Raw genomic sequence first — 15,383 nt, forward strand, 5'->3', positions numbered from 1 at the left:
ACAATGGAATTATTAGTGAATTTTCAACCTGCTAATAACGGAGTTGAACAATGCCTATTAAAAATAAATCGTTAGTTTTTCAGCAAACCCTAATTAGTAAATAAATAAAGATTCCTGCCATGATGAAACGAATGTATTTAACACTACCCTCATTGATTTTTACGATCCTTGTCCTTGCCTCGTGCAACCGGTACACCGATTATTCCAATGTACCTTATGAAGAAAACGACCCTCCGGCCTGGGAAGATCCCACAGTGTTCCAAATTAACAAGCTGGCACCGCGGGCACATTTTATCCCCTATAAAACTGTTGACCAGGCCCGCGCCGAAAATAAATGGCAATCGCCTTTTTTGCAGTCTTTAAACGGAACATGGGAATTCAATCTTTCCCAAAACCCCTCGGAACGCCCTTACTGGTTTTTCAAAGATGATTTTGACACCCGCGACTGGGACGAAATAAAAGTACCGTCGAACTGGGAACTGGAAGGTTTCGACTATCCGATTTATACCAACGTAACCTACCCGCACGAAAAAACACCGCCTGTCATTCAGGATCATTACAACCCGGTGGGTTCGTACAAACGTACGTTCTCCATTCCATCCGACTGGGACGGCAAAGACATCATCCTGCATATTGGCGCTGCCAGTTCAATGGTAAATGTTTGGGTGAACGAAGAATACGTGGGTTACAGCGAAGACAGCAAAACTCCTGCAGAATTCAATATTTCCAAATTCCTGAAACCCGGAGAAAATTCGCTTGCCATCGAAATTTTCAGGTGGTCTGATGCCTCTTATCTCGAGGACCAGGACTTTTGGCGGATGAGCGGAATCACCCGCGACATTTATCTTTTAGCCCGAAATCCACAGCAAATTAAAGACTTTAAAGTGCTCTCCGGGCTTGACGAAACCTATACCAACGGTCAGTTCTCACTCGCCATTGATGTGTTAAACGAGGGAGAAAGTGCCGGCGCAACGGAAATTGAGGCTGTCCTTTACGACAATGGCAACGAAGTGGCAGCTTTTACAGAAAGTGTCAGCAACGGAAAACAAAACATTCAGTTTGAGGAAGAAATACCCAACGCAAAATTATGGTCGGCTGAAATCCCCAACCTTTATGAGCTGATTATCACCCTGAAAAACAATGATGAAATCGTGGAGGTTATCAGGCAGGATGTAGGTTTCAGAACCATTGAAATCAAAGATGCAATGCTTCTTGTAAATGGTCGGTACGTTTATATGAAAGGTGCCAATTTACATGAACATCACCCCGTCAACGGCCATGTGGTTGACAAAGAAACCATGCTGAAAGACATCGAGGTGATGAAATCGCATAACCTGAATGCAGTGCGCACCTCGCATTATCCGCAACCGGAACTCTGGTACGAGCTCTGCAATGAATACGGATTGTACGTGATTGACGAAGCCAATATTGAATCGCACGGAATGGGGTATGGCGACGAATCGCTGGCAAAAGACGAAGACTGGAAACAGGCACACCTGTACCGCACCAAAAACATGTACGAACGCGACAAAAACCAGCCAAGTATTGTCACCTGGTCGCTGGGTAACGAAGCCGGCAATGGCGTGAATTTTATGGCCACTTACAATTACCTGAAAATGGCCGATCCAACACGGCCGGTGCAGTACGAGCAGGCTCACGGTGGCGAAAACACCGATATTTTCTGCCCCATGTACATGCACATTGAAGGGATGGAACGTTATACACAGACCAATCCCACCAAACCGCTCATTCAGTGTGAATATGCGCACGCAATGGGAAACAGTGTGGGTAACCTGCAGGATTACTGGGATGTGATTGAAAAATACGATGTATTGCAAGGTGGTTTTATCTGGGACTGGGTCGATCAGGGACTGCTGACAACCAACGAAGAAGGCGAAGAGTTTTTTGCTTACGGCGGCGACTTCGGGCCCGAAGATGTGCCCTCCGACGGAAATTTCTGTCTCAACGGCCTCGTTGAACCCGACCGCACTGTAAAACCTCATTTGCTGGAAGTGAAAAAAGTTTACCAGCACATCGGGTTCGAGCCGGTTGATTTGCAAAAAGGCATTTTCAGCATTAAAAATAAATATGCATTCCGAAATCTTTCCGATTTCAATTTTACATGGGAAGTAACCGGAAATGGCGAAACCATAAAATCAGGTGAACTTGAAAACATTAACCTGAACCCGGGAGAATCGGAAAATGTAACGGTTGATGTTTCATTGCAACCCGAACCGGGAGTGGAATATTTCCTGAATGTTTCGGCCAGTTTGAAGGAAAAAGACGGGTTGCTGGAAGCCGGAACAGAACTGGCTGCCGAACAGTTTGAGCTGCCCTTTTCTGCTCCTGAAAAAATGCTAGCAGTTGCCGGTATGCCGGAAGTTTCAGTTGATGAAACCGACAATGAAGTAGTTGTTTCAGGAGAAGGATTTACCGTTACTTTCGACAAAAATGCAGGCCTCATTTCAAGCTATAAAACGGGTGATCGCGAATTCCTTCAATCAGGTCCGGTGCCCAATTTCTGGAGGGCTCCTATCGACAATGATTATGGAAACAACCTGCATAATCGCAGTCGTGTTTGGCGAAAAGCAGGCGAAAACCGGCGAATTATAGCTGTTGCTGTGAGCAGAAAAGCGAACAACCTCGTTGAGGTAGAATTCAAATTTGACCTGGCAGATGAAAACAATGAAAAAATTGCCGATTATCGTTCCTCTTACTCGGTTTACGGTTCAGGCGATGTGTTAGTTGAAAACCATTTCAAAATGACAAAAGATGACCTGCCCGAAATTGTGCGCATGGGAATGAACCTGGTAATGCCACACGAATACGACCAGATGACCTGGCTGGGGCGTGGTCCGCATGAAAGTTACTGGGACCGAAAAACTTCGGCATTGGTGGGGCTTTACAACGGAGCCGTCGCTGACCTTGGTTGGGAATACCTGCGTCCGCAGGAGAACGGTAACCGGACCGATGTGCGCTGGGCAGCCATCACCAACCCAGAAGGTTACGGTTTGTTTTTCGATGGCAGACCGCTGCTGAACGTGAGTGCGCACCATAACCTGCTGGAAGATTTTGAGTCGCCGGAACGCACCGACGGACGCCAGGTGGAAGGTGTACGCGTAGTGAATCGCCACACCACCGATGTGAAACCACGAGATTTGACGTCGGTAAACATCGACTACAAACAAATGGGCGTAGGCGGCGACAACAGCTGGGGAGCATGGACACATGATGAGTACCGCCTCACCGAAGATGAATACAGCTATTCATTCCGAATGAAAGCGATTTCTCCGGAAGATAATCCGAAGGAAATGGGTAAACAGAAATTGTAAAAGACTTATTTTGAGAAAGCCGCAGAGGGAATTTTCGGATCCTCTGCGGCTTTTTTTTGTTTATCCCGGATTACAAATTTTGCCATCTATTGAGTTTCGCTGTATAATTGAGTTAAACAAAAAGCCCCGCCAAAGCGGGGCCTTCTGTTAGGAGAACATGCTAACAATAAGAATCACAGTGATTTCTATTGTTAAATTAGTTAAAAACTGTTGCATAAATCGCAACATCTGTTGCCTTTGTCGAAAAAATTTCCGACTTTTACCAAACAAAGTCAGGCGTCCTTTGATTGGCGTCTTATTTGTCACCATAAAAACATTTAATCAAATCCGGTCCTACCACGGCCGGATTTGTTAGTTAAAATCTTTAATACAAAAATACTTAACATAGAAACTAATAAGAACAATTTTTTGCAATAAAAAATTAAATGTTATCAACCCCAATTTGTTATCACGCTATTAATGAGCAACTTACCTTATTGCTTTCTAGTAAAAGTTTACCAAAACAGAAATAAAATTCTACGATAATCTTGTTTTTTAAATCAAATTTTCGGGTAGAAAAATCTAACTTTTTGAAGCGCTTGGGAATAACAAATTATGTGCTAAACATCTTTATTTGTTGAAAACTATTTTTATGATAAAAAGTTTGCGCCCACGTTTTCCTCCACATATTCTATTCATAAATCAGCTAATTCTTTTTTTTGATTCTTTGTTACTTTTCAACTCCATAAGAAAAGCAAAGCCCGTCTGTCAAGACAAAACCCGAACATTGATTATTTAGTAAAGAATTCATTTCACTGGTAAAACGATTTTATCTTTTTCAATTATCTTTAACCAAATTAAAAACCTGGAACCAATGAAAAATCTGCTTCTTTTGCTGGCAATAATTCTTGTAACTTCCTGCACTACCACAAACAAAAGCAATCTGGATCTCCTAAAAATCCAGGAAAGTAATCCCAAAATCTCCGAACTCAGCCCGGGGACTGTATTTGAAAAAGAAGTGCTTAAAATTCAACCACACTCTGAAAGTCAAAATCTGGTAATTTGGGAAGGCAACGACGCTTCCATCTGGGAAGATGCCAACTACCTGGTTTGCGAAATCTGGCATGCCAACGATTTCAGCGGGGTCATAAATCTTGAGTTTTTCAGGAATGAAAAAGCCGGTGAAACCATTGTGGCACAAAGCGGCGAAGAATCAGGAAATGAAGCAGAAACACCACGAATGGCAGCAAAAATTGGTGTGCTGCCCAAACTAAAGACCAAGCTGATTTTTCCGCTTGAGCACCTGAATGGGCAGGAAATTTTTATGCCCCGTTTCCCCCGGCAACTCAAAGGAACAGTGCTTGGAAACCGCATGAAACCTGAAGAAATTTCGAAGGTTGCTATAAATTTTGCGCCGTGGATGGAGCCCTATTTTATGCCCGAATTTGAAGTGGCAGCCGTTTATCTCACAAAAGAAGTTCCTCAACCGTTCCCGGATTTGGAATCGCCGATTGTTGACAGCCTCGGGCAATGGACTGCGCGCGACTGGCCCGGAAAAACAAAAAGCAAAGCCGAGCTGAAAAATTTGCTGGAGGAGCAGTTAAATTCAGCATCGTCATCCAGCTTCCCCGAAAACTGGAGCAAATACGGCGGCTGGAAAGAAAAACAGTTTGAAGCCACCGGTTTTTTCAGAACGCACCACGACGGCAACCGCTGGTGGCTGGTTGATCCGGAAGGGTATGCCTTCGTTTCAGTGGGTGTGGATTGTATAAGAAACAATGCTACCGGCATGATTTCCGGTCAGGAAGATCTTTTTGAATGGCTGCCCGACTCCACCGATGCAGTTTTTAAAGATGCTTATTCCCGACGTGGCGATCAGGTTCAGGTTGATTTTTACAAAACCAACCTGACGCGCGTTTTTGGTGAAAACTGGCGCGAAAACTGGGAAACCATCACCTCGGGACAAATCCGTGAATTCAGGCTCAATACCATTGGCAACTGGTCGGATATTGAGTACGCCCAAAAAGCGCAGATTCCTTATGTTCTGCCTCTCGGCGGATTTCCTTCCACAGAAATTAAACTGTTCCGCGATTTCCCCGATGTGTTTTCAGAAGAATACCTGCAAAATGCCCAACGATATGCACAACAGCTCAGTGAATTTAAAAACGATCCCTACCTCATCGGTTATTTTCTGCGGAATGAGCCCCACTGGGCTTTTGGTGCGCACGACATTGCCTACGAAATGTTTGCAACGGAACAACCGTCAGAATCAAAAAATATGTTTGCAAAATGGCTTTCGCAACGTTACAAATCGATTGATGATCTGAGTGATAAATGGGGAATCGAATTTGAAAGTTTTGAAGCCATCACCGGGCATATTTTCGAAGATTATCCTTCAGCAATTGCGAAAGAAGATTTCTGGCTTTTTTCTGAAATTCTTGTAAAAAAATATGTGGATGTGCCGTGTGATGAAGTAGAAAAAATCGATCCAAATCACCTGAATCTCGGAATGCGTTACGCGTGGATCAGCAGCGACCTGCTTTACAAAGCCGGCGACCGGTTCGATGTATTTTCCATCAACGGGTATGGAAATCCGGGGCCGCCTGAAACTGCTGAGATTGCAGAAATAAGTGGTAAACCGGTGATGATTGGCGAATTTCATTTTGGCGCCATCGACCGCGGATTGCCGGCCACTGGAATTCAGGGAGCACTGAACCAGGAAGCCCGTGGGAAAGCCTACCGTTATTACCTGGAGCAGGGACTTGCAAGGCCTGAACTGATTGGCATCCATTATTTTCAGTGGCTCGACCAGCCTGTTTTTGGCCGCTTCGACGGCGAAAACTACAACATCGGTTTTATGGATATTTGCAACCGCCCGTACAAAGAGCTGACAAATGCAGCCATCGAAAGTCATTCAAAAATGTATGAAATTGCTGACGGGCAGGAAGCACCTTTTGACGAAGTGATTCAGAAAATTCCATCAATTCATTATTAAAATATGCTAAAAATGACGTGGATTCACTTTTTGCTTTTTGCTGTTTTTTTCTCGTGTACAACAGGAAACGACAATTCTTTTTCAGAAGAAAGTGCAGTTGAAGTTACCCTCAAACCTGAAGTAACCTACCAGGAAATTCATAATTTCGGCGCTTCGGATGCCTGGAGCTGCCAGTTTGTTGGCAACTGGCCCGATGAAATAAAGAACCGAATTGCCGATTTGCTCTTCAGCCTGGAAATAAATGAAGACGGTTCGCCCAAGGGAATTGGCTTGAGTTGCTGGCGGTTTAACATTGGTGCCGGCAGTGCGCGGCAGGGAAATGATTCAGGAATTGACGATCCGTGGCGGCGGGCAGAAAGTTTTTTACAGGATGACGACAGCTACAACTGGGACAAACAAAGTGCCCAGCGCTGGTTTTTGCAAGCAGCCGAAGAACGAGGTGTGGAAACATTCATCGGATTTGTGAACAGTCCGCCGGTGGCACTCACTAAAAACGGCAAAGCCCATTCCGATGGTGGAAATTCGATGAACCTGACGGCTGAAAACCTTCCAAAATTCAGTGAATACCTGGTGGAGGTTATCCAAAATATTCAGCAAAATGAAGGTGTGTTATTTGATTACCTGTCGCCGGTAAACGAGCCACAATGGGACTGGGAAGGCGGTCAGGAAGGTTCACCCTGGAAAAATTCGGAAATTGCCCAACTGTGCCAAATTCTGGGAAATGACCTAAAAAATGCCGGCTTGTCCACGCAGATTGAAATTACCGAGGCCGGGCAGCTCAACCATCTGTACGAAGCGGGGAATGATGCAGAACGCGGAAATCAAATCAGGGAATTCTTTTCGCCAACCTCTGATAATTTTGTGGGCGACATTCCGAACATGGCACACAAAATTGCCGGACACAGCTATTTTACCACTACTAACGATGAGGTTCTGAAGGAAGTACGGACGAAACTTCGCAAAGAAATTGAACAGGTTGACCCGGAACTTGAATTCTCGATGAGCGAATTTTGTATTTTGGGCGATAACGACGGTTTCAGGGGAAACGGCCGTGATTTGGGAATGGAAACTGCTCTTTTTGTAGCCAACGTGATCCATGCCGATTTGACCATTGCCAACGCAAGTGCCTGGCACTGGTGGCTGGCGGTGAGTCCGTACGATTACAAAGATGGTCTGGTTTATATCGACAAAAACAAAACCGGCGGCGATATTTACGAATCGAAATTGTTGTGGGCACTCGGCAATTATTCGCGGTTTGTGAGGCCGGGCGCAACAAGAATTTCTGCAGAATACCCGGAAACTTCGGATTTAAAAATTTCTGCTTTTCAAAACAAAAACGGGGAATTGGTCACAGTTGTCCTGAATCGGGGAAATTCAGGAAAAGAGCTTAAACTAAACCTCCCGGGTAGTTCAAAAACAGGAAGGATTTATGAAACTTCAGAACAAAATGATTTGAAATATTTGAGCGAATTCAAAATAAGGGATGAAATACAAATTGCTCCGCGAAGTGTTACTACACTAGTGTGGAATCAACCATGAACTGTCATTTCGACGACGCAGGAGGAGAAAACTCTATCTGTAGGAGCAGATTTCTCCTCGTAAACTCGTCGAAATGACAGTCACCGGTTATATCATTGCCTCATTATGCCAAAAAAATTGGGTGAGGACTCGAAATGACAATCCCTGATTTTACGTTTGACTTGACACTAAACCGGCTTATTCAAGAATAATCTAATAGAAGGCTCGGGGCGACTAAGATTCAGTAAAACTTAATTCAAGTGTACGATTTTTCTCTTCACTAAACAAATTGCACCTTTTAGACTTTTATAAGAACTCTCAACTTTTGAGATTTTCAATTACCTTTGCGCGAAACAACAAAAAATGGAATTTAAAAATTTCACCTATCTTTTATTAATGCTCGGATCGCTTGCTGTTCCGCTGGCTTTCAGTTTTGAAAAACAGGTGCGTTTTTACACCAAACTGAAATACCTTCTCCCTGCAATTATTTTTACAGGGGCCATTTTCATTATTTGGGATTTACGTTTCGAAGAGCTGGGCATCTGGAAATTTAATCCGGAATATGTAACGGGCATTTACATTTTAAACCTCCCGTTTGAAGAGTGGCTGTTTTTTATTGTTATTCCCTATTGCAGCGTTTTTATATACGAAATCCTGAACGTAAAACTCCCCCACTTCGAAAAGCCCCAAATTTTTGTTGGTGTAAGCCTGGTTTTACTGGTTGTTTTTGCCTTAACGGCTTATTTCTTCCGTGAAAAACTTTACACCTTCTTCAACTTCTTTTTGCTTACCATCTATTTTGGTTACACTGTTTTCCGCAACCGTTTCAAGCAGCACTACACCAAATTCTATCTCACTTATCTTATTGCCCTGGTACCCATGCTAATTATAAACGGAATTTTAACCGCACTACCTGTAGTTGAATACAACGATATGCATATTCTCGGTCTCAGGATTTTTACCATACCAATTGAAGATTTTGGTTATTTCTTTCTGCTGCTGCTAATGAACCTCACCATTTATGAATACCTCAGGAAAACGCAGTTTTATTAACCGTAAAAAAGAACCCGCTGAAAATGAAATTTCTATACAAAACCGGAATTCACATTTATGCATTAGCTATCCGGTTGGCTTCTCTGTTCAATCCAAAAGCCCGCATGGCAATAAAAGGCCGGAAAAACTGGACCAAAAACCTGTCAAAAAAAATTGAGACCAATTCGCGCTACATCTGGTTGCACTGCGCCTCGCTGGGCGAATTTGAACAAGGCCGCCCGGTTATTGAAGAAATTAAAAAGCAATATCCGCAATACAGGATCATACTCACTTTTTTCTCCCCTTCCGGGTATGAAATCCGTAAAAATTATCCGCTGGCCGATATCGTTTCCTACCTCCCTTTTGACACGCCACGAAATGCAAAAAAGTTCCTGAAAATTGTACAGCCCGAAAAAGCATTCTTTATAAAATATGAATTCTGGCACTTTTATATCTCTGAATTACAAAAACAAGGCATTCCGGTGTATCTCATTTCAGGAATTTTTAGGGAAGGCCAGCACTTTTTCAAAAACAACGCCTGGGGGCGCTGGTACAAAAAGATGCTGTTCCGGTTCAAACACTTTTTTGTTCAGAATAAGAAATCTGCCGAATTGCTATCTTCAATTGGTGTTAACAACTTTACCGTTTCGGGCGATACCCGTTTCGACCGCGTAGCGGCTATAGCTGCGGCAGCCAAAGAAATTCCGGCAGTTGAAAAATTCAGGGGCCAATCCAAACTGATTATTGCCGGAAGCACCTGGAAACCAGACGAAGAACTACTTGCAGCATTTATCAACAATACCAGCAATGTAAAAATGATTGTTGCTCCTCACGAAGTTTCAGCTGCAAATATTAACAGGCTGAAACAAATGTTGAAAAAGCCCGCTCAATTGTTCAGTAATATCCAAAATAATGTGCCAGGTGAATGCCAGGTGTTGATAATTGATTCCATCGGGGTACTCTCATCGCTCTATCGCTACGGAGACGTGGCCTACATAGGTGGTGGCTTTGGAGTTGGCATCCACAATATTTTGGAGGCAGCTACCTATGGATTACCGGTAATTTTTGGCCCCAATTATTCAAAATTTAAAGAAGCTGTTGACCTGGCCGAACGTGGTGGAGCCTATGCTATTCATAACCAAAACGAGCTAAACACTACTTTTAAATCATTACTCGAAAACCCTGAAAATTTGAAAAATTCAGCTGCAGTTTGCAAGAAATATGTAGAAAAAAACACGGGAGCCACATCTGTTATCATAAAAAAAGTTTTCAACAAACAGCACAGTTTGGCACACTAATTTCAGGCAAAAAATTGCCCGAAAATTTGATTTTTCGAACCAAAAATCCCATTACAAAAAATTGTGCTTTTTGTTCCTAAATTTAAAAATTTGGTAAACTTTTTTCAAAAAGTAACATGACAAAAATCTGAACTACAGCACACTAACAAATCAAAGTTGATAACTTTTAATTTTTTTATCAGAAATAATATTCCATTTGTTTGCTATCTGTTTTATCTTGCAATGCACAAATCCAAAACAGAAGACAGAACGCTATTTTTACTATAGAAAATTATTAATGTATTAAATATATTAGCTGAACACTATGGCATACGAAGAAGTAACAGTAAAAACCACGAGCGGGGAAAAAATATTTTCGCAGGAAGAAGCGGTAAAAGCATCTCAGGAGTATTTCAAAGGCGATGATTTGGCTGCAAGGGTATGGGTAAACAAATATGCCCTTAAAGATTCTTTCGGAAATATTTTTGAACGTACACCCGACGACATGCATCATCGTCTGGCCAAAGAAATTTCCCGCATTGAAAAAAAGTACCCTAACCCGTTAAAAGAGAACGAAATTTACCAGGTACTTAAGGATTTCAGGTACATTGTACCGCAGGGTGGCCCCATGACCGGGATTGGCAACGACTACCAGGTTGCCTCACTCTCCAACTGCTTTGTTGTTGGCAACGATGGCAACTCCGATTCGTACGGCGGCATAATGAAAATTGACCAGGAGCAGGTGCAGCTCATGAAACGCCGCGGCGGAGTAGGGCACGACCTTTCGCACATTCGCCCAAAAGGCTCACCGGTAAAAAACTCGGCACTTACCTCAACTGGCATTGTTCCCTTTATGGAGCGTTACTCCAATTCCACACGCGAAGTGGCGCAGGATGGCCGTCGCGGGGCACTCATGCTTTCCGTGGCCATTAAACACCCCGATTCCGAAAGCTTTATTGATGCCAAACTGGAACAGGGAAAAGTTACCGGGGCAAACGTATCGGTAAAAATTCAGGATGAATTTATGAAAGCTGTGGGAGAAGAGAAAAACTACGTTCAAAGCTACCCGACAAACAGCAAAAACCCCACCTACAAAAAAGAGATTGATGCCACCCGCCTTTGGAAAAAAATTGTAAAAAATGCCTGGCAATCGGCCGAACCGGGAATTTTGTTTTGGGATACCATTACCCGCGAATCGGTTCCCGACTGCTATGCCGACCTGGGTTACCGCACCGTATCCACCAACCCGTGTGGCGAAATTCCGCTTTGCCCCTATGACAGTTGCCGGCTGCTGGCCATCAATCTGTATTCGTATGTTGAAAACCCGTTTACCAGGGAAGCCAAATTCAACTTCGGACTTTTCAAAGAACATATTCATTTTGCCCAACGCATTATGGACGACATCATCGATCTGGAACTGGAGAAAATAGATGCCATACTTGAAAAAATTATCTCGGATCCGGAAGATGAAGAAATAAAGTTTGTTGAAAAAAGCCTGTGGAGTAAAATCAGGCATAAAGCACAGGAAGGCCGTCGCACAGGAATTGGCATCACTGCCGAAGGTGATATGCTTGCCGCATTGGGGCTGGAGTATGGAAGTGATATTGCTGTTGATTTTTCAGAAGAAATCCATAAAAACATAGCACTTGAATCATATCGGTCTTCTGTATTTCTCGCAAAAGAGCGTGGCCCTTTCTCTATTTACGATGCCAAACGAGAAGCCGACAACCCGTTTATTACCCGGTTAAAAGAAGCCGACGAAAAACTTTACGAAGACATGATGAAATACGGCCGGCGCAACATTGCCCTGCTTACCATTGCGCCAACCGGAACCACCAGCCTGATGACACAAACAACATCGGGAATTGAACCTGTTTTTCTGCCAGTTTACAAACGCCGCCGCAAGGTAAATCCAAACGATAAAGATGTTCGTGTTGACTTTGTTGACGAAGTGGGCGATCACTGGGAAGAATTCACCGTATTTCATCACAAATTTAAAACCTGGATGGAAATACAGGGATACGAACTTAACCGCGAATATACTCAAGAAGAGCTGGACGAAATGGTAAAAAAATCACCTTATTACAAGGCCACTTCCAACGATGTGGACTGGTTGTCGAAAGTGAGGATGCAGGGCCGTATTCAAAAATGGGTTGATCACTCCATCAGTGTAACCATTAACCTGCCATCGACAGCCACCGAAGAGCTGGTTGGAGAACTCTATTTCGAGGCCTGGAAAAGCGGATGCAAAGGTGTAACGGTTTACCGCGACGGCTCACGCTCAGGCGTGTTGCTTTCGAACAATGAAGATGACAACAAAAAAGTAGATATCTTCCCCACAGACCGGCCGGACAAACTGGAAGCCGATGTGGTTCGTTTCCAAAACAACAAGGAAAAATGGATTGCCTTTATTGGGTTAATGGACAACAAACCCTACGAAATTTTTACCGGGTTATCGGACGATGAAGACGGGATTCTATTACCCCGCTCGATAACAAAAGGCTACATTATTAAAAGCAAGGATTCCGACGGAATTTCGCGCTACGATTTTCAGTACGTGAACAAACGCGGCTACAAAACCACTATCGAAGGGCTTTCGTTCAAATTCAACCCGGTTTTCTGGAACTACGCCAAATTAATTTCGGGAACACTGCGGCACGGAATGCCCATTCATAAAGTAGTAGAGCTGGTAACCAGCCTGCAGCTCGACAACGAAACCATTAACTCGTGGAAAGCCGGTGTGGCAAGAGCACTGAAAAAATACATCCCGAACGGGACGCTGGCCGAAGATGCCAAGTGCGCTGAATGCGGCTCGGAAGACGTGGTTTACCAGGAAGGTTGTTTAACCTGCCTCTCGTGTGGAAACTCAAAATGCGGATAATACTGCAAAGGCTGAAACTAAAAAACCAGGATTATCAAATAATCCTGGTTTTTTATTGCCTGTCATGCAAAACAACAGGCCAAAATATGATAATAAAGGTTAGGCTTCAATCATTTTTTTGTAATCGTCGGGTGACAATAAATCATCCAGCTCCGATGAATCATTGAATTTTATTTTTACCATCCAGCCTTTTCCGTAAGGATCTTTATTCACTATTTCAGGCTCATCTTCAAGAGCTTCATTCACTTCTGTTACCTCGCCACCCACGGGCATAAACAAATCGGAAACTGTTTTTACCGCTTCCACGGTTCCAAAGGTTTCGCCTTTATCGAGCTCTTCGCCTTCGGTTTCAATTTCAACAAAAACAACGTCTCCCAATTCACCCTGGGCAAAATCGGTTATTCCAACTGTGGCAATGTCACCATCAACTTTTACCCACTCATGGTCTTCCGTGTATTTTAAATCTGCAGGTATTTTCATAATAATTACATTTTTTTAGTTTTTTTCAAAATTAAAACATTTTCATGAAAACAAAGCCCGAATCCGAAATCGTTTTTCCTGATTTTAAACCAGACCATAAATTTATGCTTCACTTTTCGTATTATTGCAGGGATTGAAATAAATGATTTTGAATATGTATTCAGAAAAAGCAACCTCGATAAAAGCCCTTGAAAAGGCCGCCAAAAAACTCGTTGAGCAGTTTCCCGGTCAGCGGATATTCGCCTTTTACGGAAAAATGGGAGCCGGAAAAACAACATTCATCCAGGCTATTTGCAAAGTTTTAGGATCGACTGATAATGTTATCAGCCCCACTTTTGCGCTCATCAATGAATACAAATCCGCTGAGCAGCATTCCATTTTTCATTTTGATTTTTACCGGATTGAAAGCATGGAAGAAGCATTCGACCTGGGGTATGAAGATTACTTTTTCAGCGGTGAATACTGCCTGATTGAATGGCCCGAAAAAATTGAACCCCTTCTCCCGGAAAACTATGTGGAGGTGAAAATTGAAGCACAGGAAAACGAAAACCGGATAATCACTGCACGAACAGTTTAACCGAACCTGCAAATTCAGCAATTCCCTATTTTGAAAATTGCACATTTGAATGTAACTTGTTACGCCAATTACAGCAAATAATTAGTACTTATGACAACCGGTAAAGAATCATCAGAAAGGGCTTCGGTTTCAAAAACCATGTTAATGCCTCAGGAAGAGACACTCGAAATACAAAGCAGAGGAAAAAAAATGAAAATCGGCATCCCTTCAGACTATTCAAAAGTTGAATACCGGGTTCCATTAACGCCGCAAGCTGTTGACCTTTTAACTTCGTACGGGCACGAAATTTACATTGAAACCAAAGCCGGGCTGCATGCCAGCTACACGGACGATGACTACCGCAAAGCCGGTGCTGTAATTGTTGAAGATAAAGAGGAAGTTTTTCAGTGCGAAATAATATTAAGAGTAGCGCCTTTCAGCACCGACGAAATTGAACTCCTCCGCGGCAATCAAACAGTAATTTCAAATATGCAGATTCAGGCGCACTGCAGCGAATCGATTCAAAAACTGATGCAAAAAAAGGTAACAACTATTGCCTTCGAAAGCATTGAAAACGAAGATGGGTTCATGCCTGTGGTGCATCAGATGAGCCAGATTGCCGGTGCCACTTCCATTACCATTGCCAGTGAATACCTGAGCAACGCCCACAAAGGGAAAGGTGTGCTTTTTGGCGAAGTTACCGGTATAACACCTGCCGAACTGGTGATTATTGGAACCAGCACAGTAGCCGAGTACGCTGCCCGCGCAGCCCTGTCGCTTGGTATTCTTGTAAAAGTTTTCGACACTTCGGTTTACGATTTAAGCAAACTGGAAGAAAAACTCGGTCAGAGAATTTTTACTTCGGTATTTTACCCCAAGGTTCTGCGCAAGGCGCTTGTTTCTGCCGATGCGGTAATTGGAGCCATGTCGTTTAACACTACTCCGAAGTTTAAAGTCTCCGAAGATCTTGTAAAACAAATGAAAGAAGGCTCGGTAATTATCGACCTGAACGCCAGCCAGGGAGGATGTTTTGAAACGTCAACATGTACCAATCTGAATAATCCGACCTACGTTAAACATGGAGTGGTGCACTACTGTGTGCCCAATACGCCGTCAATTGTTTCGCGCACGGCTTCCATTTCGCTCAGCAATATTCTTATTCCCATTTTACTGGCTATTGGCGACAGCGGCGGTGTTGACAATTACATCAAAACGTCGAAAGGATTCCGCAAAGGAGTTTACATTTACCATGGAATTTTAACCAACCGCGAAGTGGGCAACCTTTTTAATCTTCCATCGAACGATATTAACTTGTTGCTGGCGGTATTCTGAA

At 43.3% G+C, this 15,383-nt stretch carries 9 protein-coding genes; 8 read left to right on the forward strand and 1 reads right to left on the reverse strand.

What is annotated here, in order from left to right; all coding sequences use genetic code 11:
* Positions 1–119 precede the first annotated feature (119 nt).
* The 6 genes from BUC07_RS09655 to BUC07_RS09680 all read left to right on the forward strand — a co-directional run bounded on the left by BUC07_RS09655 (position 120) and on the right by BUC07_RS09680 (position 13,014).
* Entirely contained in the window at positions 120–3,332 is a 3,213-nt protein-coding gene (locus BUC07_RS09655; protein WP_073168853.1) for a beta-galactosidase, LacZ type, read from the forward strand.
* Between the two features lie 853 nt (positions 3,333–4,185).
* A complete protein-coding gene (locus BUC07_RS09660) occupies positions 4,186–6,306 on the forward strand; it encodes a beta-galactosidase (RefSeq protein WP_073168855.1) in 2,121 nt (706 codons plus the stop codon).
* 12 nt (positions 6,307–6,318) lie between these two features.
* Complete coding sequence (locus tag BUC07_RS09665; RefSeq protein ID WP_073168857.1) at positions 6,319–7,845, forward strand: glycoside hydrolase family 30 protein; 1,527 nt, start codon at positions 6,319–6,321, stop codon at positions 7,843–7,845.
* Between the two features lie 342 nt (positions 7,846–8,187).
* Complete coding sequence (locus BUC07_RS09670; RefSeq protein ID WP_073168859.1) at positions 8,188–8,877, forward strand: lycopene cyclase domain-containing protein; 690 nt, start codon at positions 8,188–8,190, stop codon at positions 8,875–8,877.
* Positions 8,878–8,900: 23 nt separating this feature from the next.
* Positions 8,901–10,154 carry a 3-deoxy-D-manno-octulosonic acid transferase gene (locus tag BUC07_RS09675; protein ID WP_073168861.1) on the forward strand — a complete coding sequence of 418 codons (1,254 nt, stop codon included), beginning with the start codon at positions 8,901–8,903 and terminating at the stop codon, positions 10,152–10,154.
* 304 nt (positions 10,155–10,458) lie between these two features.
* Entirely contained in the window at positions 10,459–13,014 is a 2,556-nt protein-coding gene (locus tag BUC07_RS09680) for an adenosylcobalamin-dependent ribonucleoside-diphosphate reductase (RefSeq protein WP_073168863.1), read from the forward strand.
* Positions 13,015–13,113: 99 nt separating this feature from the next.
* Here the strand turns inward: BUC07_RS09680 and gcvH are convergent, their stop codons facing one another.
* Complete coding sequence (gene gcvH / locus BUC07_RS09685; protein WP_073168865.1) at positions 13,114–13,494, reverse strand: glycine cleavage system protein GcvH; 381 nt, start codon at positions 13,492–13,494, stop codon at positions 13,114–13,116.
* Between the two features lie 154 nt (positions 13,495–13,648).
* On the opposite strand from gcvH, the gene tsaE reads away from it, so the two are divergent.
* Positions 13,649–14,071 (forward strand): tRNA (adenosine(37)-N6)-threonylcarbamoyltransferase complex ATPase subunit type 1 TsaE, encoded by a 423-nt coding sequence (gene tsaE, locus BUC07_RS09690; RefSeq protein WP_073168867.1) that lies wholly within the window; start codon positions 13,649–13,651, stop codon positions 14,069–14,071.
* A gap of 90 nt (positions 14,072–14,161) precedes the next feature.
* A complete protein-coding gene (locus tag BUC07_RS09695; RefSeq protein WP_073168869.1) occupies positions 14,162–15,382 on the forward strand; it encodes an alanine dehydrogenase in 1,221 nt (406 codons plus the stop codon).
* The last annotated feature ends 1 nt before the right edge of the window (position 15,383 follow it).

The organism is Tangfeifania diversioriginum, from assembly GCF_900141875.1.
Taxonomy (GTDB): Bacteria; Bacteroidota; Bacteroidia; order Bacteroidales; family Prolixibacteraceae; genus Tangfeifania; species Tangfeifania diversioriginum.

What these genes read in the sequence shown, in the direction of transcription:
- BUC07_RS09655 (WP_073168853.1), top strand. Translation starts at nt 120, where the DNA reads ATGATGAAACGAATGTATTTAACACTACCCTCATTGATTTTTACGATC.
- BUC07_RS09660 (WP_073168855.1), top strand. Translation starts at nt 4,186, where the DNA reads ATGAAAAATCTGCTTCTTTTGCTGGCAATAATTCTTGTAACTTCCTGC.
- BUC07_RS09665 (WP_073168857.1), top strand. Translation starts at nt 6,319, where the DNA reads ATGACGTGGATTCACTTTTTGCTTTTTGCTGTTTTTTTCTCGTGTACA.
- BUC07_RS09670 (WP_073168859.1), top strand. Translation starts at nt 8,188, where the DNA reads ATGGAATTTAAAAATTTCACCTATCTTTTATTAATGCTCGGATCGCTT.
- BUC07_RS09675 (WP_073168861.1), top strand. Translation starts at nt 8,901, where the DNA reads ATGAAATTTCTATACAAAACCGGAATTCACATTTATGCATTAGCTATC.
- BUC07_RS09680 (WP_073168863.1), top strand. Translation starts at nt 10,459, where the DNA reads ATGGCATACGAAGAAGTAACAGTAAAAACCACGAGCGGGGAAAAAATA.
- gcvH (WP_073168865.1), bottom strand. Translation starts at nt 13,494, where the DNA reads ATGAAAATACCTGCAGATTTAAAATACACGGAAGACCATGAGTGGGTA.
- tsaE (WP_073168867.1), top strand. Translation starts at nt 13,649, where the DNA reads ATGTATTCAGAAAAAGCAACCTCGATAAAAGCCCTTGAAAAGGCCGCC.
- BUC07_RS09695 (WP_073168869.1), top strand. Translation starts at nt 14,162, where the DNA reads ATGACAACCGGTAAAGAATCATCAGAAAGGGCTTCGGTTTCAAAAACC.